Origin of the sequence: Weissella kandleri, from assembly GCF_001438705.1 — a bacterium.
Classification (GTDB): domain Bacteria; phylum Bacillota; class Bacilli; order Lactobacillales; family Lactobacillaceae; genus Weissella; species Weissella kandleri.
Window position 1 is genome coordinate 225,834 of record NZ_JQBP01000003.1, and the last position, 21,470, is coordinate 247,303.

Below are 21,470 nucleotides of genomic sequence, written 5' to 3' on the forward strand. Positions count from 1 at the left end.
CCTTTTATAAAATTGGGCTGATTAACCGTGAAACTCGCTGCACAAACTTTTTCCAAACGGATTGGTTTTCAAAATACTGTGCATCTAATAATGTTGAATTTTCCATATCTTTTTGATAAATAATCTCTAATTGTTGGGCCACATCCCGGTCATAAATGAACGCATTCGCTTCAAAATTCAAAGTATATGAACGAATGTCTTGATTCGCCGAACCTACTGAAGAGACGCGGCCATCAATCATAACCATTTTCGCATGCATAAAGCCATAATCATAACGATAAATTTTCGCACCTGCTTGTAATAATTGCTTAGAATACCATTCTGTAGCACGATAAACAAAGGGATGATCCGGGAAAGCCGGAATCATTAAACTAACTTCAACCCCCGACTGTGCAGCCATTCTTAACGTTTCTAAGACCGCTTGATCGGGAATAAAATATGGAGTTTGAATGAAAATTTTCTCTGTCGCCGTCGCAAACATTTTCAAATAACCAGTTTGAATTTGTTTATTTGAATCATCGGGCCCAGAAGATACAATTTGAATGGCTGTCGAATGCTTTTTCGTTTGTTGATGCTGTGGGAAATAATCATCCGAAAAAGTCAGTTGCTGCTTTTTAGTGGTCGCATTCCAATCAGTAAAGAACCGTGATTGAATCGCCAAGACGGCGTCACCTTCAATTCGCAAATGTGTATCTCGCCAGTAACCAAACTTTTTACTACGTCCCAAATATTGGTCACCTACATTATAACCACCAATATAACCCACATTACCATCAATCACAACCAACTTTCGATGGTCACGGAAATTAATCCGAAAAGTCAATGGAACATAACGGGGGGATAAGAATGGGATGACTTGCCCACCAGCATCACGTAAACGCCGCCACATTTTATCATGCCGCCCATGCGACCCCCATTGATCATAAAGGACGCGTACTCTAATTCCAGCTTGTGCTTTTTGCGTTAATAAATTAGCCAATTCATTCCCAATTGCATCATCATAAATGGTAAAGTATTCCAAATTAACATGGTGTTTAGCGGCTTTTATATCCGCGAACAATTGCTTGAACTTATCGGGCCCATCCGTAAAAATTTTCACGCTATTTTCTAAAGTTAATAAGGCGGCATCATTTTTCAAAAATAAACGGACGAAGCTACTTTCTTCTTCCAATTGATCTGCCGCATGTGTTTTTAAAGCTAACCGTTTTTGATTCTCAACGATTTTATCAATTCCCAAAATCTCTTGCGTCTGCAAACTAAAGATTTTCTTACTGGTCAAATTGCGCCCTAAAAACATATAAATTATTAATCCTAAGCCAGGAAACGTAATCAACACCATTAACCACGCCCAGACCGATGACACTTCGCGCTCACCGTGAAACACCACATACAATGCTACTATTGTGTTTAAAAGCACCACTATTGTAGCTAAACAACCCCAATTTAGATATAAAAATGGCATACCTATAACCTATTCCTTCACCTTTTTCCAGCGTCTTAATCGTCCGCTGCCTACTACTTAATAATTGATTCCATATGCGAAATATTAAAACAATCAAACCAACCTGTAAACCACTTTAACCATCTTTTTTCATAGATTTCTATTATTAAATGTCTTTTTTGAGTTTAACATAAAAGAGGTCAGCGAAAACGCTAACCCCTATTTTGTAATAAATTTTATGATAATAGTTTGATTATGAGAACAAAGCGCTCAAAATCAAGATAACAATCAAACCAACTACTGATAAGATAGTCTCTAAGACAGTCCAAATCTTAAGGGTCTGTGGCACATCCAAATCAAAGAATTCTTTAAACATCCAGAATCCCGCGTCATTGACGTGTGAAAGTCCAATTGACCCGGCCCCAATGGCCAAAACCACAAAGGCTGGATTAACGGCTGTTTGACCAGCAACCAATGGTGCAACAATTCCGGCGGCCGTCAAACCAGCGACCGTGGCAGAACCAACTGATACACGAATGATCAAAGCAATCAACCATGCGAAGATAATTGGTGACATTGATGTCTGTGAGAAGGCATCAGCAATCGCTGTTGAAATTCCACCAGAAGTTAAGATTCCCTTGAAGGCAGCTCCACCACCGATAACCATCAACAAGTTAGCGATGGACTTAAGTGCATCTGACATCGTATTTCCAACTTGCCCCATTGTCCGACCTTGCTTTGGACCCATAGCCCAAATTGCAAAGACCATCGCAATAACCATAGCAATCATTGGATTTCCCAACATTGCCATAATTTGGTCCATGGTTGAAGGATTGTGCAAGTAACCATTTTGAGCAGCGTGTGACATTGCTTGCCAAGCTGTATCACCAAGTTTACCAGCATAAACTTGCTTACCACCATTTTTAATCATGGTGTAAGCAGTAGCAATTAACATAAAGAAGACCGGCATCAATGAAGTTGCGATGGCCAACCCAAAGCTTGGTGTTTCCTTCAAATCGAAGGTCTTAACTTCTCCAACTGCATCCAACTTCTTTGTAATACGGAAGGCCTTAGGCTCGATTTTACGGGCAAAACGCGTAAAGACAGGTCCGGCAACAATCATCGCTACCAAAGCAACAATGACTCCATACATCAAGACAACCCCAACGTTGGCTCCTAAGATATTAGTAACCGCAGTAGGTGATGGTTGTGGAGGCAAATATCCTTGGGCCGCTGACAAAGCCGCAGCCATCGGGATACCTAAGTAAAGCAATGGTACATCAGCTTCCAATGCAATCGTGAAGACGATTGGAATTAAAACAACCATACCAACTTCAAAGAGCAATGAAATTCCGATGATAAATGAAGCTAACGCCACAGCAAGCTGCAACCGCTTCTTACCAAAAGTATTAATCAACGTTGAGGCGATTCGATATGAGCCACCCGCGTCCGCTACTAAACGTCCAATCATTGAACCGAATCCGAAGACGACAACCAATTCGCCCATCGTTCCACCGATTCCACTCTTTAACGCATCCGCGATACTTGCGGGAGCCATTCCTAGACCGATGGCAACCAAGATTGAAATAATAATCAACGAAACGAAGGTATTAACCTTAGCTTTCAAAATCAAAAATAGCAAAACAACGATTCCAAGAATCAGAATCAAGAATGGCCAAACGTTGATTCCGTTGACCATCCAAGCATAAAAACCTGTAGAGGCATCAGTTGTGATACCAGCAGCAACATTAAACATTATATCTTCCTCTTAACTTCTTAAAAATTTATTACCTATTTAATATGGGCACGTTGGAAGTCCGCGATATTCTTATATTCCGTTTGAAGTTGACGGCTCAATCGAATAAAGATGGGTGCTAACTCACGGTAAACTTCATAGTTTTCAGGATTTGGTTGGTAAGTATTTGCTTCTCCAACCATATCACCGATAACGTCCAAAGAATCAACCAATCCCAAAGCCTTTTGTGCCATCACAGTTGCAGCTAACGCACCTGATTCAAAGGCTTCGGGGACTGTAACAGGTTGCTCAAAGATATCAGCCAACATTTGACGCCATAGGGCTGAACGGGCGAACCCCCCAGTCGCTTGAATTGACTTCAAATCACCAACAACTTCTTCCAAGGCTAATTCCACCATGTAAATGTTGAAGATGATTCCTTCCAAAACTGAGCGGGCCATGTGGGCACGAGTGTGGCCGTGGGTCAAACCAAAGAACGAACCACGCGCATTCGCATCCCAAATTGGAGCTCGCTCACCACCCAAATACGGGTGGAAGATCAATCCATTGGCTCCGGCAGGAACTTGGCTGGCGATTTCAGTAATCAAATCATATGAGTCCATGTTCAACAATGAAGCCGTTGACTTTTCAGAATCAAACAAGTTGTTACGAACCCAACGGAAGACATCTCCACCGTTGTTAACTGGTCCCCCCACAACCCAATGATCACGGTCCAAAGCATACGTAAAGGTCCGGCCCTTTGGATCAATCTTAGGGGCATCAGTCACGACCCGGATTGCTCCTGAAGTACCAATGGTTACGGCCGCTACACCAGGTTGTACCGCATTAACTCCCAAGTTTGATAGGGGACCATCACCGGCTCCGTATACGAATGGAGTGTCCTTTGGCAATCCAAGCAAAACAGAATATTCTTCAATCATATCCGTTTCCATTGCGTATGGATCAACTGTTTCTGGCATTTGCTCTTGTTTAACACCAGTGACTTCCAAGGCTTGCTCATCCCAATCTAGGTTAAAGCTGTTAAACATTCCCGTTCCAGAGGCAATTGAGATGTCCATCCGGTTAACCCCAAACAAACGGTGGAAGATGTATTCTTTAATTCCCAAGTAATGAGCCGCATTATTATAAATGTCAGGGTGCTCATTCTTTAACCAAAGTAACTTTGACAACGGTGCCATTGGATGAATAGGTGTTCCGGTGTGTGCATAAATCTCATCACCAATTCCATTCGCCTTTAACTTTTCTGTGTACTTAACAGCCCGTGTGTCGGCCCAAGTAATGACTCGCGTCAACGGAGTCCAGTCTTTGTCAAAAGCAATCAAAGAGTGCATCGCTGATGAAAATGAAACAGCTAAAATATTAGCGTTCTTATCATAACGTACAACTTCACGAATCGCATCAGAAAAGGCTTCAAAGATTTCATCCAAATCTTCTTCGGCCATATCTGGCTCATCACGATACAAGTTGTAACCCTTGTTAGCCGAGGTAATAACATGCCCCGCCTTGTCAAACAAAACCGCTTTCGTTGAAGTGGTCCCCATATCAACACCAATTAAATAATCCATTAGATCCTCCATTGTGTTTTGTGAAATCAATATCAATATTATATGTGTATAATTTTTACATTTCAAGTTAGTTTTATGAAAATTAATTACAAAAGTATAACATTTCTGTAGTATTATTTGCAAAATGATGTTGCTCATAAAACATTAACCACTACAGTAACTATTATAAGTAAAACGTTTACATTTTGCAAACGTTCTCATGAATTTTTTTGTATTTATCCATAAAATCACCTACTTTGATAATAACATAGCTGTCCAGAACCGATGAACCTGCTCAGGTTAATCCTTTTACCCGAAATATTCGTTTTTTGAAATATTTCTTTGACTAATTATATGTTTTAGAAAGTAATTATGCATTACTATGTATATTTCACAGCATTTAAGCATTTATATAAGCGTAATATTTGAAATATTACATCTGCTGTTCGATTTTTATTAAACATCAAAAAAGACCAGTTTTGACACTGGCCTGCGCTACTATTTATTTTGATAATCTTTTTTATAATCAGCAATAAATTGATCTGCTTTAGCGGTTTTGCCACGCAAATCATCCAATTGATACGTATCGATAATCTCCAATTCGCGATCCAAAGTCATGCGTTCATCCGGATTTGCCAGCTGATAAGCCCGCAATAAAGCATTAATTGAGCGGATGGGCTCTTTTGGCTTACCATTGACATACTCAATTTCGGGATTGAAAGCAAGTCCTTTAAAGACACCATTAATAATCATCCCGGCTTTTTGCCAGCGGAATTTAATATTGCGCTTCAATAAGACTCGTGGCAATTCATAGCGCAAGGCTCCCCACGCCACAAGGCGCATTTCACGTTTAGAAATCCGACGTGCCGTTAACACCCGATTCCGGAATTCATACCGATACCGCCATAGACGTGAATCATCCTTTTCCCGGATAATATCACCCGGCATCGAATTTTCTTTAGACTTATGCACGGCCACCGACTTTACGACGGTGTAGCCCCGATCGACATCCGCAATTCGATTCGTAAATTCCATGTCGTCACCCCAGATAAAGTATTCCTTCTGAGGCAAACCAACCTTGTTCACCATTGCTCTTGAAAACATGACCGAAACAAAAGTTGAATTAACAACTTCGATCCCGGGATTATCATAATTTAAAGCTGTTTGCCATGTGAAAACGCGTGGTGCTGGAACATTCATCCAAGAGGGGTTCCCATTCCGGGCCCCCCAACGGACTACTGAATTGACGAAGCCAACATGCTGGTGTTCATCCATAAAATCTACCAAATACTTCAAAGCATCTGGCTCCACCATGGTGTCGTCGTCCATCAACCATACATAATCATCATCTAATTGTTCCATAAATAAACGTACTGCTTGGTTAAAGCCACCCGCGCCTCCTAGGTTTTCCGGTGAATTATACACCAACACCCGGGGATCACTAATGGTTGCTAAATACTCTTTCGTCCCATCATCGGACTTATTATTTACCACAATCACATGGCTGAGGTAGTCTGTTTGGTTTAAGACCGCAGCCAATGATTCTTTTAAGAGCGCCAAACGATTATATGTGACAATCGCCGCCGTTACTTTTTTATCAGTCATTTTTGTCTCCATGTATTTCCATTTTTAAACAAAATCAATTAATTGATCTTTAAATTTTAAGTATAGGTGGGTTCCGATAATTGCAAAGAAAGCCATCTCTAACCAGAAAATTGCCATCACAGTTGGAGAATTCCAAAACCACTCATTATTTAAGAAAGTCCCGCGCCACCCATTTACAATATAATAGAACGGATTAATTCGCGAAATGTAATAAATAAAGTTATTAAAGCCATTCCCTTGTACTGGTTCAGACAAAATTCCTGAAACGAAGAAAAGTAACCGGAGCACTTGCCGGATAGCTAAGTCATAATCGGGAATTAAGATATTAATTGTCGCATTGAAGATTCCTAAGAAAAAGAGCATAACAAAAGCTGCAAACAAATAATAAACAATCTGTAGCCAATAAACACTTGGGTGAAAATGACCGGTGACAAGCATCGCAATTGCTGCCACAACCGAAATCGATAGTACGGCCGGAATAACCTGTACGACTCGAATCATGGGTAAAATTACTACCGGAAACTTAACATTTTTCACCATGTATAGTTGCGTTTGAATGGAACGAATTGTGTCAGAGAAACCTTGATTGACCAAATACCAGGCCGCAAACCCTACCGCCATCCACGTAAAATATGGCATTCCATCTTGAGGTGCCCGTGTTTGAAAGCCGCCACCAAAGATAACCGCGTAGGTCAAAACTTGAAATAGGGGATCCAAAATTTCCCACAAGCTCCCCAAGTATTTATGCGCATTATTGGCCCGCGTATCATAAATGGCCAGACGCACCGTCAAGCCAATATTTTGAATTTGATCGGCTGCTAACTGAAAAATTGATTTAATTATAATCCACATTTTAATTACCTACCGTATCCTCTCATAATTACCAAAACCATTAACCCTATAATTAAGAGCAAGCTAACCCATAAGCTGAAACTATTGAAGCCCTCAAAGCTTCGCAACTTTGTTACTTCACGTACTTCATCCTCAGGTACCTTTTGAATAGCAAACTGATCTTGTAATTGTTCAATAGTAAATAATTGTTGTTGATTCTTTTCAGTATTCACAAACGCCGTTCGCTCTTCTTCTGACATTTGATCGAGTTTAGCTGTAAAGGCCTGATATTCATCCGCAACTTTTTTAGTCGCCCCGAAATCACGCATTTCACCATACTGAATCCACATGACCTTGTTCGTAAATTCGCGAACTTGCTCTAAATCATGCGAAACAAAGAAAATCGTCTTCCCTTGCGCAATAAATTCACGAATTTTACCCAAAGCCTTTTTCGAAAAGTTTTGGTCTCCAACAGATAACGCTTCGTCCACAATTAAAATATCAGGATCATTATGCGTGACAATCGAGAAGCCTAACTTAGAACGCATTCCAGAAGAATAATCTTTAACTGGTTGATCAATAAACTCCCCTAATTCGGAAAATTCAATAATATCAGGCATTGCCGCATCAATTTCTTTATTGGTCATCCCCATCATCAACTGCTTTAGACGAATATTTTCACGGCCTGTCAAATCCCAGTTTAAGCCTTCATTAATGGCCACCACACCAATCGAACCATTAATTTCCAAAGTCCCAGAAGTTTGTGGAATAACTCCGCTCAAAATATTGAGCAAGGTTGACTTCCCCGAGCCATTTGTTCCTACAATTCCGACCACATCACCTGGTTCAATATCAAAATTAATACCCCGGAGAGCCCAAAAATCAGCAGCGTCCGTATTACCTTTAAAAATCGATTTTAGTTTTTCTGCTTGCGTCGAAAATAATTGGAAATTTTTTGTAATTCCTTTCGCACGCACTGTATATTGCTCTTCTTGTTCGGACATTTTATCTTCCTTACTATTTTTAGTTAATTCGAACCCATTTAGAAATATCGTATAAAACCTGAACTGATTTTTCAAGCTTTGATGTATGTTAAAAAATACTATTATATCTATTGTAATCAGTCAAGACCGGTTGTAACACCATATCCCTAAGTCTTATGCAGTTTTTAATATCTAAATAAGCGCAGCAAAATTTTAAAATAGCCAAATTTATACTTACGGCTATTTAGCTGGCGCTTGTCGTAACCGTTGAACTACCGCCGCACTAGGGGTCACCGTCAGCGTCTGTTGCCCTTCGAAAATGACAAATCCTGGTTTGGATCCATTGGGTTTTCGTAACCGTTTCACCGGTAAATAATCAACCGGCACATTTGATGAATCTCGAGCCTTTGAGAAATACGCTGCTAATTGAGCACCTTCCAACAAGGTTGCTGGACTCGGTTCACTAGTATGCAAAACAACGTGTGACCCAGGAATGTCTTTTGTGTGTAACCAGATATCATTACGATTGGCCGTATGCATCGATAAACGTTCATTTTGCAGATTGTTTTTTCCCACCTCAATTAACGTCCCATCACTAGCATAAAACTTTTCCGGTGCACTTACCTTAGGTTTTTGCTTCTTCTTAGTCTGTAAACGTAAGTAACCCTCTTGAATCAACTCTTGCTTAATTTCTTCAATATCGCGGGGAGCCGCCAAGGCGACTTGTTCTTGCAAATTTTCAAAATAAGCAATTTCCGTTTGCGCTAAAGCCATCTGTTCATTGATATATTTCACAGACGTTTTTAATTTATTATAACGGGTGAAATATTTTTGCGCATTACGTGATGGACTCAATTGATTTGATAAAGCGATGGTCAATGGATGATTATCATCATAATAATTTGGCAAATCGATTGAATTCATCCCCCGTTCTACTTCATGCATGTAAGTCGTCAAAAGCTCGCCTTTGACCTTCAACTCATCCGCATGGTCAACCTGTGCTAACTCTTGTTCAAACTTTTTAACCTTATTTCGATTCTTTTTTAACTCATTTTTAATTACGCGCAGCACAACACTAGCTTGTTGATTAACGCGATCCCGTTCGGATTTATCCGCAAAATATTGATCCAACATTTCCGACAAAGTGTCAAAATACGTCTTTTCACCCGGTAAGGTCAGCCAATCAAAGGTGGCAAACGCCATCTTTTGATCCGTCGTTACTAACTGCGGCTGCGGATGATCAAAAGCCGCTAACCACGCCTTAGCATATGCCATAGAATCACCCGACTGTAGTACCACCGTCGCAAACTCAAGACTCGAATCACGCGCTAATCCTTGAAAATGTTGTTGTAAGGCTGGCGCGAGTGTCTCAACGTCCGGATGCTCTAAAATTAAAGGTGCTAACCCTTGTAATGAAGTAAAGGGGTTAATCAATCCCGATTGTTTTGGTGGCTGAACATACTGACCCCCTGGAATCAGCGAGCGGACCCGGTTTTGATCAGGTGAAACGTGCTTAATTAAATCAATAATGCGTTGCTTAGCTTCATCAACTAAAAACAAATTCGAATGCCGTCCCATCATTTCTAAATAAAGGGAAGTCTTCTCTTCATCACCTAATTCATTGCGCCCCGTGGTCGCAAATTTAATAATACGATCATTTTCAATTTGTTCAACACTCAACAACTGAGCACCTTCGAGGTGTTTACGTAACATCATGACAAAATTCGGTGCCGTTTGCGGATTCGTGTATTTAATTTTAGAAATTTGGGCCCGTGCAAAGTTCGGGTGGGCACTTAACAAAACTGGATAGTTTTGATGATGATTCCGCACTACCATAAAAATCTCATTAGGATAAGGCTGGTGCAGTTTTGTAATCCGTCCGCCCGCCAAAGTTTGATTTAATTCACGAACCATTGCATGGGTAAATAAACCATCAAATGACATAAAAAACCTACTTTCCTTTCTATAACACTCACTACAAATGAGCTAAATAATCTTTACTAACTGTTCGGTCTTCTATAAGTTGTTGGGTCAACGCTTCCACCCCCGCAAACTTAACTTCTGAACGCAAGAATTGATGCCAATGAATCTGCACTTGTTCACCATAAACTTCACCATGAAAATCAAATAAATTAATTTCTAACGTTTTATCCCGATTCGACTCAAAGGTTACGTTATAACCGATTTGGGCCATACCACCATACCACTGACCGTTTAATAACACCTCCACGACATAAACGCCATCGCCGGGTAATAGTTCATTTTCTGGTGTCACAATATTCAAGGTTGGAAACCCCATTTGCCGCCCGCGCGCATCACCATGCACCACCACACCATCTGTCGTGTAAATGCGCCCTAATAATTGGTTAACGGACTTTATCTCACGTTGGCCAAGATGCTTTCTAATATTAGTCGATGAGGCTTCTTCTTGGACCACCATTTGACGAGGGACTTCCACCACAGCAAACCGCTGCTCAGCTAATAATGGCAAGGTCTGCATATTGGCTGTCTCGCGTGGCCCAAATGTATGGTCAAAGCCCGCCACAACCGTCTTAGCGTGGAGTCCCACCATATATTGTTCTACAAAGGCCTGCGGAGATAAGGCTGCTAATTTGGAAGTGAAATCAACTACAAAAACCCGCTCAACACCCAGCGCTTCAAATAAGACCAACTTTTGCTTTAACGGACTAACATACTTAAATGGTTGCGGTTGCTTTTTAAACACTAACGAAGGATGTTGATTATATGTCAAAACCGCCAAAGGCAATCCTTGCTCCTCAGCCACAGCCCGCGCCTTTGCTAAAACCGCTTGATGGCCTACATGGACGCCATCAAAAAAGCCCATCGCTAAAACTACCGGCTGCCTATCTAAGTCTGCTGCTGTATATGGATGATGTAATTTAAAAACTTGCATTGGCGTGCTCCTTTTTAATGAATTTTAAAGGTCCGATAGGGACGATACTGATTTTTCTCTGCATTCCAAGCGACCACCGACTTAACTTCGCCCGCATAAACATACACTAATTGCGGAGCTGTCTTTGGTACCTCGCTAGCTGGTAACCCTTTCCCATCTTTGACCTCACCCCATTGGGACGCACTCAAAGTAAAATGTGGGAAATCTTTTAATGCATAATCAAGCGGTTCAACCCAACCACCTAAATCACCAGTCATTTGCATCCGCTCGGCGAATTCCTCAAGGGTATGCGTATCTTCTAACGTAAAGCCACCGGATTGCTCACGCGTTAATTGGCTCATCACAGCCGGGTAACCCAATGCTCGACCTAAATCCACCGCTAGCGTGCGAATATACGTCCCCTTTGAAACGACTGCGCGAAATTGAAAAGTCTGCGTTTGCTGCTGAGCATCATACTCTGGCGTCCCAACCAATTCAAATTGATAAATCTCAGCTTGTCGCTTGGGACGTTCGACCGTTTCACCAGCCCGGGCATATTGATATAAACGCCGACCATTCACCTTAACAGCTGAATACATTGGTGGTACTTGCGTAATCGTTCCCGTTAATCTGGCCATCTCTGTTTGAATTTGAGCAGAAGCCACGGGCTGCAAAACGGGTTTTATTTCCACGACCGCCCCGTCTAAATCTTCCGTTTCCGTCGCCAATCCAAGCGTGACCGACCCGGTATAGGTCTTCCCTGCCGCCTGCAAAAATTCAATAGTTTTAGTTCCTCGACCCAAAGCGACGGGTAAAACACCGTCCACATTTGGATCCAAAGTCCCAGCATGACCAATTTTTTTCATCTGTAAAATTTTACGTAACTTAAAAACCACGTCGTGTGAAGTCATGCCTTTGGGCTTATATACCCCAATAATTCCATCCATACCAAACTCCTAAATTCAAAAAGGGAACTTCAGACAGGCCCACCTTGCATGTTCCTCGACCAACGCTCCCATTCTTTAATTAATTACATTATTATAAGACCGACCTACTTCAGTTTATCATGTTCATACGTATGAACCATTTCTAAACCAGGAAAATTTTGTTGCCGTAATACCTCATAAATCACAATGGCAGCCGTATTTGACAAGTTCAAAGCGCGAATATGTTGATCGTTTTGGGGAATGCGCAAAGCTAACTCGCGATGGGTTTGCATAAACTCTTCTGGCAACCCCGTCGTCTCTTTACCAAACATAAAATAATACTCATGATCTTGTTTCTGGTAATTAGCTTGCGTATAACTCCGATCCGCAAATTTTGAAATTAAAAACAGCTCGTCCGTGTCCGTTAAGGTTTGCATAAACGCCTCTAAATTCGGATGAATCGTGATATCAACCGTATCCCAATAATCTAAACCGGCGCGCTTTAAATGCTTATCATCCAGTTGAAACCCTAATGGCTCAATAAGATGTAATTTGGTATTCGTCCCCGTTGCCGTACGCGCAATATTACCAGTATTGGCTGGCATCAAGGGTTCAAATAAAACAATATGATTGGTCATCTATGGTGTCTCCTCTGATGACGGGCGCTCACTTAACCGCGCCTGCCATAAATTTAATTTTTGAATAAAAGATTTACTCTTTAAATGCACTCCAACTTGGTCATCGTAAATATGATTCATCAAGCGAGCCATTTCCGAAGTCGTCTCGGGTTTTAAGCGAAGTGTCCCAATTTGTTTTAAAGGGACCGTCGCTAAACGGCCCAAAATCAACATCGCACGCGGATTAATATGCCAGCGTTCTAAGTCTTGGTCAAAATGATTTTGACAGATGGCCCCATGATAATGGTCTGAAAAATCAAGTGGCAGATCCCGTCGACCACAAATCACACAATGATTAAAAACCATCTGCACCCCAAAGGCTGGCAACAATGCTAGTTCAAAATAGTTAGCAATGCCTTGCCGACTAGCGCCCTGTTTTAATTTTTCCAGTCCTAAAGCAGCTAAATCGTACCATGCCGATAAAGGTTGATTATCAACAAACGCTGAATCAATTAGGCCTAAAATATACACGCCGTACGCGTTCAACTCGATATCTTCCATAAATTCTGGCTGAGCTTGTTGGGCTTTAATATCCGTAATAAAACTCAGCCCGCGCTGGTTCAAGGTACCTTCATAGGTGGCCTGCGCCAAGGGTTGGAGTTCCGCACTAAAACGATTACGCTTACTCTTACCGCTTTTAACAAAAAACATCTTCTTACCAGCTTCACGCGTCAAAATTTTTACTAATAAGTCGCGCTCTTTATGTTCGCGTTGATACATCACAATCCCATGAAACGTGGTTAATGGTTGATCCGCCATGCTTGCCCCCTACTTAAACGTCGGCATCCTCTTTATAACCGTAACTTTGTAAAGCTTGCGGCTTGTCGCGCCAGCGCTCTTCCACTTTCACCCAAGTCTCTAAGAAAACCTTGTCGCCCAAAAGTCGTTCGATGTCACGCCGCGCCCGGGTCCCAATTTCTTTAATCATTGAACCTTGTTTACCAATCACAATGTTCTTTTGTGAAGGCCGTTCTACGACAATTGTTGCTTGAACATGCAGATGCTGTTCATCTTGTCGTTCGATTTTATCAATCACCACCGCCACAGAGTGCGGAACTTCTTGCCGCGTCAACTGTAAAACTTTTTCCCGAATTAATTCAGCCATGATAAACCGCTCGGGGTGATCCGTAATTTGGTCGGCCGGATAATACTGCGGACCAGCTTCCATTTTTGGCATCGCAAAATCTAGGAGCTCTTGTACTCCGTCATCTTGTCGCGCTGAGATTGGGAAAATTTCCGCAAAATTCATTTGAGTTTGATAATCCGCAATAATCGCTAATAAATCTTCAGGCTTTACTAAGTCGATTTTATTGATAATCAAATAAACTGGCGTCTTACTTTCCTTCAAACGTTCAATGATAAAATTATCACCGCGCCCACGTTCTTGTGAGGCGTCAACAAGCATCCATACCATATCAGACTCTCGAATCGCTGACATCGCAGTTTTCACCATATAATCCCCTAAAGAATTCTGTGGTTTATGGATTCCAGGCGTATCCAAAAAGACAATTTGTCCTTCATCTGTCGTGTAGATTCCTTGTATCTTATTCCGCGTGGTCTGTGCCTTGGGTGACATAATCGCGATTTTTTCACCAATCATCTGATTTAACAAGGTCGACTTCCCCACATTAGGCCGTCCGACTAAGGCAATAAATCCAGACTTAAATTCTTCACTCATTCGTTGTTTTCCTCATCTTACTTTCTCATTTCGATCATCAAGCCTTCCGTTAAGCGCCCTTTTAGATCTAACGTCTACTATTTTTTAAAATTGATACTGTAACATCTGGCTAATGCGGGGGATTAAATAAGGCCAAAACACAATTGTCCCAACCGCAATTGCATAAACCGCCGCAAACACCACCGCGCCTGCGGCCACGTCTTTTGCTACCTTGGCCAGAGGATGATACATCTGCCCCACAACCAAATCAACCATCGTCTCAATCATTGTGTTCACAAATTCAGCCATAACCACCGCAAAAATCGCCATGGCAATCCACAACCAATCTTGCCGATTAATCTTCAACATAAAGCCAATATAAATCACCACGGATGAAGCAAAAAAATGAAACCGCATATTCCGCTCGCGTTTTAATAACTGACCAATTCCTTCGACTGCATGCCCAAACGATTGTAAAAAACCAGTATTTTTTTCAATTTGGAGCTTTTCTCCCGGCTGTTGCTCCAGTTTACCCTGCTTATCGGGCGAGCCCAAAGTCATCTAAAATCTCCCGTTGTAATTTGAACATTACGCGTTCATCTTCAAGACTGCGCATATGGTCATAATTATTCAAATGCAAAAAGCCATGTACCACCAAAAAGCCCAGTTCTCTTTCAAAAGAATGTTCCAAAAATGCTGACTGTTCTTGCACTTTATCAACGGATACAAAAATATCACCAATATTTTTAGGCAATTCTGCTGTCATTTCATCATCCATAATGAGTGGTAAATCATCGTCATCATCCTCTAACGCAAATGAAATAACATCCGTCGGACGATCCAAATCCCGATATTCACGGTTAATCCGTTGTATTTCATCATTGTTCACAAAAGTAACTGACATTTCAGTATTTTCCGGTAATTTTAAATAATTTCCCGAAAATTCTAAAACATCCTGGACTAATTTAAGATGCGCTTCGGTTACTCCATCCGCTGTTTGATCATAAATCGCCAAATCCATTTATTGATCCTTCCTTTCTGCTTTCACTTGTTCATCATAATGCTCATAAGCTTGAACAATCGCTCCGACCACCGGATGCCGCACCACATCATTAGTGGCAAAACGAACAAATTCAATTCTTTTTACTCCTGACAAGACTTTTTCAATCTGAATTAAGCCTGACTGTTGATTTTTAGCTAAATCAATTTGTGAAATATCACCATTCACTATCATCTTCGATCCAAAACCAAACCGTGTTAAAAACATTTTCATCTGTTGCGGCGTTGTATTTTGTGCTTCATCTAAGATTATAAAGGCACTATCTAACGTGCGCCCCCGCATATAAGCCAGTGGTGCAATTTCAATCGTTTCCCGCTCCAATAAACGTTCAGTATGTTCTTTACCTAAAACAACATATAATGCATCGTAAATTGGCCGTAAATAAGGGTCAACTTTTTCTTTTAAATCACCTGGCAAAAAGCCTAAACTTTCGCCGGCTTCAATAGCTGGTCGGGTAATAATGATGCGTTCAACATCCCCCCGCTTTAACGCTGCCACCGCCATGACGACCGCCAAAAAAGTTTTCCCGGTTCCAGCCGGTCCAATTCCAAACGTTATGTCATTATTGCGGATTGATTGAATATATTGACGCTGACCAAAGCTTTTTACCCGAATGGCCCGACCTTTTTGGTCTCTTAAGAGCGTCTCAGTATAAAGGTCCTTAAAATATTCTAGCGTTCCTCGCTGAGCCATAGTAACCGCACTCATAAAATCAGCTGGAGCTAATCTAAGCCCCTTTTTAATTAAGTGGGTTAATTGATCTATGACAGCCCAGGCTGCAACAGCATTATCTTCCTCACCCACAATTTGTAATTGATCGCCCACGGTCGTTAAAGATACCTTTAACCCTTCAGCTAACAAGTTTAAATTGCTGTCTTGAGGTCCAATAATGCCTAACTGCTGTTCTGTATTCTCAAATTGATATAATTTTTTTACCAAAACATTTCCTCTTTTTAAAGTCTATCTTTTGATATTATACCGCAAGGGGACAAAAAAAATAAGTTAAGCCGAACAATTAAAAAAAGATATCCTCCAAATACTGAGAATATCTTTTTGACATTACACATTAATCTAGGTGTTTTTGAACTAAGTCCTTAACTAACTTACCGTCAGCCTTCCCCTTAACCTTAGGCATCAAGGCACCCATCACTTTACCCATATCCTTTTTTGAAGTAGCGCCCACTTCAGCAATCGTTTCTTGAACTAATGCTTCAACTTCTGCTGCGTCTAGTTGGGCTGGCATATACCGCTTCACAACTTCAATTTGTTGGGCAATTTCTTCGGCCAACTCTTCGCGTCCACCAGCCACATATGATTCCTGTTCTTCCACTCGTTGCTTTAATTCGCGTGACAAAACGGCAACTTCTTCCTCAGCAGTCAAATCGTGTCCAACCTTAATTTGTTCATTTGAAACCGCGGCCTTTAACATCCGCACAACTGATAAGGCCGCTTTATCTTTAGCCTTCATGGCCGTTTTCATATCATTTGTAAGTGCCTCTAATAAGCTCATTTCCATCCTCCTTAATCCCAATTAGTGCTCTTTTAAGTGGGTTCTAATTGACAATAAAACACCGTATTTTAAAAGAAAACCGAACTATTTTTCAATAGTCCGGTCATGAACCAATTAATGGCTCTTCTTGTTCTTGCGCTTCCGTGCAGCTTCGGCCTTAAGCTTACGCTGTACTGATGGCTTGATATAGAATTCGCGCTTACGATATTCTTGCAAAGTTCCATCCTTTGACACACCACGCTTGAAACGACGGAGAGCATCATCAAGAGACTCATTCTTACGAACAACAGTCTTAGTCATGATAAATTCCCTCCTTTCTCGTGTTTAATTAGCTAGATAGCTGACACTATGTTCAAGATTTAATTTTAGCAAAGCCCTTTACTTAAAGCAAGACCTTTCCCATATTTTTTATAAGCCAGTTGCTTACAGGCGCGGCTCATAGAACCGGCCAAAGGTCCGTTCAATTTTCCACATTGATGACCAAGCCCCTGGATCAGCTAATTGAATAGCTTGATACGCATCCATTTCTTCGTACAAAGAAATAACGGTAAACAAAATTTCTTTAGGCCGGTGATTATAAGCCCCCTCGGCATGATGCACGATAGTGATTCCACGTCGTAATTGATTTTGTAATGAATCAGCCACTTCTTGTGGTCGCTCGGTAATGATCATAACTTGCATTTTTTGTTGCCGTGTATACAATGAATCAATCATCCGTGCATTAATGACCAAACCAATCGCCGTATAGAGGGCGTATTTTGGACCAAATAAAATACCCGCTCCTAATAAGATAAAGAAATTGAAAATTAAATTGGCGCTCCCCATATTAATGCCGTATTTTCGTCGGACCACAATCCCGATTATATCTAAACCGCCAGTTGACAGCCCGTTACGTAAAGCAAATCCTGTTCCAAATCCGTTGATAATCCCCCCGAAAATGGCATCAATCAAAGGATCATGAGTCCATGGTCGCGCTGGTCCCGTAACAAAACGCATGGCAAATGAAGCCAAGAAGATTGCCACCGCCGTAAAGAAAGTAAAACGGCCACCAATCTCTTTACGGGCAAAGATCAAAAGTGGCAAATTAAAGCCGACAAAGAGAATGTAAACGGGAATTGTGACGCCAAAACGTTGGGTAATCGTGCTCATTAATTGTGCTAATCCGGTGAACCCCGAAGAATAGATATGACCAGGGGTCCAAAAGAAATTCAAAGCAATCGCCGCACAAACCGCATAAACCACCGCAGCCGTTAAGCGACTGGTATATTCATGATTCCGCATATAGCTTTCAACTGATTGCATAGTTTGGATATTCCTCCTTATTCTTCGGCCATATTCGGCGCATCAATATCCGCATATGTTGGAGCTTGCAATCCAAGGTCGTCCAATTGAATTTTAGCTACTGGCAATGGGGCTTCCGTCATTGGTTCGGTTCCCTTAGAATTCTTTGGGAAAGCAATGACTTCCCGAATATTATCCGTACCGGCCAAAAGCATCGCCAAACGATCCAAACCTAAAGCAATTCCACCCATTGGCGGGAAACCATACTCCATTCCCTCTAACAAGAAGCCAAAGGCCTCTTGCGCTGCTGCTGGTGTAAAGCCAAGGGCTCGCAACATTTTCTGTTGAATATCCATCCGGTGAATACGGATGGAACCTGAGCCCAATTCATAACCGTTCAAGACCAAATCGTATGACTGGGCATGCGCTTGATGGGCCCCTTCCACTGTATCAAGTAACGACAAGTCTTCTTCATTTGGCATGGTAAATGGGTGATGAGCAGAAATCCAACGATCTTCTTCTGGTTGGTATTCAAACAAAGGCCAATCTACAATCCAAGCAAACGCCCACTGACTTTCGTCAATCAAATCTTGCTCGGCCGCAAACATCCGCCGCATTGCATCCAAAGTGGCTGCTACGACCGGATTTTGATCTGCAGCAAAGACAATCAAATCCCCGGCCTGCGCACCAGTTGCTTCCATCAAAGCGGCACTATCGTCAGCAAAGAATTTCGCAATGGGTCCATTAATGCCTTCATCAGTCACCTTTAACCAAGGCAAACCCTTAGCCCCAAAACGCTCAACGTACTGCACCTTTTGATCCAATGCTTTGCGTGAATAAGCTTGCGCTGCTCCCGGCACCACAATCGCTTTAACTTGACCACCATCAACCACGGCTTTGGAAAAGACGCTAAAGGTTGAGTTTTGCATCAACTCTGATAAATCAATCAATTCCATCCCAATACGCAAGTCAGGCTTATCCGTTCCGAACCGATCCATCGCTTCTTGCCAGGTTAACGTAGGAATTTGCGCTGGGTCTAAATCATACCCAACTGCTTTATCCATAATCGTAACCATCCACTGATTAACCAAATCCATGATTTCAGCTTGGCTCATAAATGAAGTTTCCACATCAAGTTGGGTAAATTCTGGCTGTCGATCCCCTCGTAAGTCTTCATCACGAAAGGCGCGCGCCACTTGATAATACCGATCAAAGCCAGCCCCCATCAACAGCTGCTTAAATAGTTGTGGTGATTGTGGCAAAGCGTAAAATGAGCCGGGATTGATTCGCGAAGGTACCAAATAATCACGGGCCCCCTCTGGCGTTGACTTAGCTAAATAGGGCGTTTCAATATCAATAAACCCATTTGCATCCAAAAAGGCGTGCGTGGCCGCCGTAATCTTTGACCGCAAGATTAGGTTTTTTTGCATTTGTGGCCGGCGCAAATCTAAGTAACGGTACTTTAACCGTAAATCATCGGAAGCTTCCACATTATCGTCAATCGCAAACGGGGTTGTTTTAGCCGTTGCCAAAACCTCTAAATGTTGCACTTGAACTTCAATCTTTCCCGAATGCATATTTTCATTAATCGCACCTTCGCGTGCTGCCACCAAACCAGTTACTTCAATCACATATTCGGTCCGCACCTGTTCGGCTGCATGTAAAGCTTCTGAATTAAATTCATCTGCAAATGTCAGCTGAACAAGTCCTTTTCGATCACGTAAATCAATAAAAATTAAGGCTCCCAAATCACGACGCTTTTGAACCCAACCTTGTAAAGTTACCGTTTGACCGAGATAACTTTCATCAATTAGTCCTGCATAATTTGTTCGTTTCATGCTTCATCTACTCCTTCTTCTTGGCTGGGCTCTGTTTCTAAATAAGCTGGTAAATTAGTATAAAGTTCCGCCAACTTAACCGTAATCTCCTCATGGGTGGCTAGGTTCTTTAAGTTAGCGCTTTGTTCGGCCAGCTCACGCTCACCAATCACAATCGTGTAACGTGCATTTTGACGATCCGCTGTCTTAAACTGCGCTTTCAATTTCCGATCTAAATAATCGCGATCGGCTGAATAACCAAAGGAGCGCACCGCTTGAACCATCTGCAAGGCAGCCAAGTCCGTCCCAGCCCCTTGACTAATCACGTAAACATCCAACGGTGGGGTACTTGGCAAAGCAGCATGTTCCGCCTCAAGCAATAACATTAACCGCTCCAAGCCAATTCCAAAGCCAATTCCAGGCATTTCCGGTCCGCCTAATTCTTCAACTAAGCCGTTATAACGCCCCCCGCCAGCGATGGTCGTCCACCCATGTCCTAAAGCTGGTGACTGGGTCATAATTTCAAAAATGGTGTGATTATAGTAATCCAATCCACGCACCACATTTGCATCAACTTCATAATTAATACCCAATGCTTCCAAAGCAGCTTGTAAGGCACCCCAGCGAGCTTGTGCATCCTCTGACAGATAATCCAAAATTGATGGTGCTCCATCCACAATAGCCTGGTCCGCAGAATCTTTAGAATCTAAAACACGCAAGGGATTTTTTTCAAAACGCACTTGTGAATCCGCTGATAAATCATCAAAATGTGGCTTCAAGTAGGCAATCAAAGCCGTCCGATAAGCGTCACGAGACGCTTGGTCACCCAAGGTATTCACAACCACTTTTAAATTCGTCAAACCTAACGTCTGGAAGAAGTCAACGGCCATCGCAATAACTTCGGCATCTAATGTCGGCGCCGTTGATCCAAAGGCTTCTACCCCAATTTGATGGAATTGACGCATCCGTCCTGCCTGAGGCCGTTCATACCGAAACATTGGTCCAATATAAAAAGCTTTATAGGGCTTTGCAAATTCAGGCCCAAAACGTTTATTCTCAACAAAGGCCCGCACTACACCCGCCGTTCCTTCAGGGCGCAAAGCTAAATGCCGATCGCCTTTATCTTTGAAATCATACATTTCCTTGGTCACAACGTCGGAAGTATCACCGGATGTCCGTGAAAAGACCTCAAAACTTTCAAAAATCGGCGTACGAATTTCATGATATTGATAATCACTAAATAATAGTCGCGCTGTTTCTTCAACATAATGCCATTGGGCCGAATTTTCGGGCATTAAGTCCGCCGTCCCCTTAGGCTTTTGATAAATATTCTTTCCCATTTTTCCTCTTCTCTAATCTTCTTTTATTTCATGATCTGCAACGTTACTACCTAATTTAATAAAAAGCGCCCCTAACGAATACATTCGTCAAGGGCGCTTCATCGCGCGGTACCACCTTGGTTTAGACTCTGGTTATAACGGCACCACCG

Annotated in this window: 20 protein-coding genes; all 20 read right to left on the minus strand. The window is 41.9% G+C overall.

The genetic code is table 11. The annotated features are described in order from the left end of the window. Window positions 1–4 precede the first annotated feature (4 nt). A complete protein-coding gene (gene cls, locus IV73_RS04285) occupies window positions 5–1,462 on the minus strand; it encodes a cardiolipin synthase (RefSeq protein WP_057755367.1) in 1,458 nt (485 codons plus the stop codon). Window positions 1,463–1,694: 232 nt separating this feature from the next. Continuing rightward, the gene (locus tag IV73_RS04290) at window positions 1,695–3,197 is read right to left on the minus strand and encodes a gluconate:H+ symporter (RefSeq protein ID WP_057755369.1); all 1,503 of its coding nucleotides are present in this window, start codon (window positions 3,195–3,197) and stop codon (window positions 1,695–1,697) included. Window positions 3,198–3,232: 35 nt separating this feature from the next. Then, on the minus strand, window positions 3,233–4,762 hold the full coding sequence (gene gntK / locus IV73_RS04295) for a gluconokinase (protein ID WP_057755372.1): 1,530 nt from the start codon (window positions 4,760–4,762) through the stop codon (window positions 3,233–3,235). 477 nt (window positions 4,763–5,239) lie between these two features. Further along, window positions 5,240–6,346: a glycosyltransferase family 2 protein gene (locus IV73_RS04300; protein WP_057755374.1), complete on the minus strand. Its 1,107-nt coding sequence runs from the start codon at window positions 6,344–6,346 to the stop codon at window positions 5,240–5,242. A gap of 24 nt (window positions 6,347–6,370) precedes the next feature. Further along, a complete protein-coding gene (locus tag IV73_RS04305; protein ID WP_057755375.1) occupies window positions 6,371–7,198 on the minus strand; it encodes an ABC transporter permease in 828 nt (275 codons plus the stop codon). Between the two features lie 5 nt (window positions 7,199–7,203). Next, on the minus strand, window positions 7,204–8,181 hold the full coding sequence (locus tag IV73_RS04310; RefSeq protein WP_057755378.1) for an ABC transporter ATP-binding protein: 978 nt from the start codon (window positions 8,179–8,181) through the stop codon (window positions 7,204–7,206). 219 nt (window positions 8,182–8,400) lie between these two features. After that, complete coding sequence (locus IV73_RS04315) at window positions 8,401–10,104, minus strand: NFACT RNA binding domain-containing protein (RefSeq protein ID WP_057755379.1); 1,704 nt, start codon at window positions 10,102–10,104, stop codon at window positions 8,401–8,403. Between the two features lie 31 nt (window positions 10,105–10,135). Next, the gene (gene ribF, locus IV73_RS04320) at window positions 10,136–11,074 is read right to left on the minus strand and encodes a riboflavin biosynthesis protein RibF (protein WP_057755381.1); all 939 of its coding nucleotides are present in this window, start codon (window positions 11,072–11,074) and stop codon (window positions 10,136–10,138) included. Window positions 11,075–11,088: 14 nt separating this feature from the next. Then, a complete protein-coding gene (gene truB / locus IV73_RS04325; RefSeq protein ID WP_057755383.1) occupies window positions 11,089–12,000 on the minus strand; it encodes a tRNA pseudouridine(55) synthase TruB in 912 nt (303 codons plus the stop codon). A 104-nt stretch (window positions 12,001–12,104) separates the two neighbouring features. Beyond that, window positions 12,105–12,617, minus strand: coding sequence for a tRNA (cytidine(34)-2'-O)-methyltransferase (locus IV73_RS04330; RefSeq protein ID WP_057755385.1), 513 nt, complete (start codon window positions 12,615–12,617; stop codon window positions 12,105–12,107). Continuing rightward, window positions 12,618–13,415, minus strand: a complete 798-nt coding sequence (gene recO / locus IV73_RS04335; protein ID WP_057755387.1) for a DNA repair protein RecO — start codon at window positions 13,413–13,415, stop codon at window positions 12,618–12,620. 13 nt (window positions 13,416–13,428) lie between these two features. Then, window positions 13,429–14,334, minus strand: a complete 906-nt coding sequence (gene era, locus IV73_RS04340; protein WP_057755390.1) for a GTPase Era — start codon at window positions 14,332–14,334, stop codon at window positions 13,429–13,431. A gap of 84 nt (window positions 14,335–14,418) precedes the next feature. Further along, a complete protein-coding gene (locus IV73_RS04345; protein WP_057755392.1) occupies window positions 14,419–14,874 on the minus strand; it encodes a diacylglycerol kinase family protein in 456 nt (151 codons plus the stop codon). Further along, a complete protein-coding gene (gene ybeY, locus IV73_RS04350; protein WP_057755394.1) occupies window positions 14,852–15,334 on the minus strand; it encodes an rRNA maturation RNase YbeY in 483 nt (160 codons plus the stop codon). Before ybeY ends, IV73_RS04345 begins: the two co-directional genes overlap by 23 nt. Further along, window positions 15,335–16,312, minus strand: coding sequence for a PhoH family protein (locus IV73_RS04355; RefSeq protein WP_057755395.1), 978 nt, complete (start codon window positions 16,310–16,312; stop codon window positions 15,335–15,337). Window positions 16,313–16,439: 127 nt separating this feature from the next. Continuing rightward, window positions 16,440–16,883: a GatB/YqeY domain-containing protein gene (locus IV73_RS04360; protein WP_057755398.1), complete on the minus strand. Its 444-nt coding sequence runs from the start codon at window positions 16,881–16,883 to the stop codon at window positions 16,440–16,442. 114 nt (window positions 16,884–16,997) lie between these two features. Continuing rightward, window positions 16,998–17,183, minus strand: coding sequence for a 30S ribosomal protein S21 (gene rpsU, locus IV73_RS04365; protein WP_057755400.1), 186 nt, complete (start codon window positions 17,181–17,183; stop codon window positions 16,998–17,000). Window positions 17,184–17,306: 123 nt separating this feature from the next. Next, on the minus strand, window positions 17,307–18,185 hold the full coding sequence (locus tag IV73_RS04370; RefSeq protein ID WP_057755402.1) for a YitT family protein: 879 nt from the start codon (window positions 18,183–18,185) through the stop codon (window positions 17,307–17,309). 17 nt (window positions 18,186–18,202) lie between these two features. Further along, window positions 18,203–20,002 carry an aspartate--tRNA ligase gene (gene aspS, locus IV73_RS04375; RefSeq protein ID WP_057755404.1) on the minus strand — a complete coding sequence of 600 codons (1,800 nt, stop codon included), beginning with the start codon at window positions 20,000–20,002 and terminating at the stop codon, window positions 18,203–18,205. Then, complete coding sequence (gene hisS, locus IV73_RS04380; protein WP_057755406.1) at window positions 19,999–21,321, minus strand: histidine--tRNA ligase; 1,323 nt, start codon at window positions 21,319–21,321, stop codon at window positions 19,999–20,001. Before hisS ends, aspS begins: the two co-directional genes overlap by 4 nt. Between the last annotated feature and the right edge of the window lie 149 nt (window positions 21,322–21,470).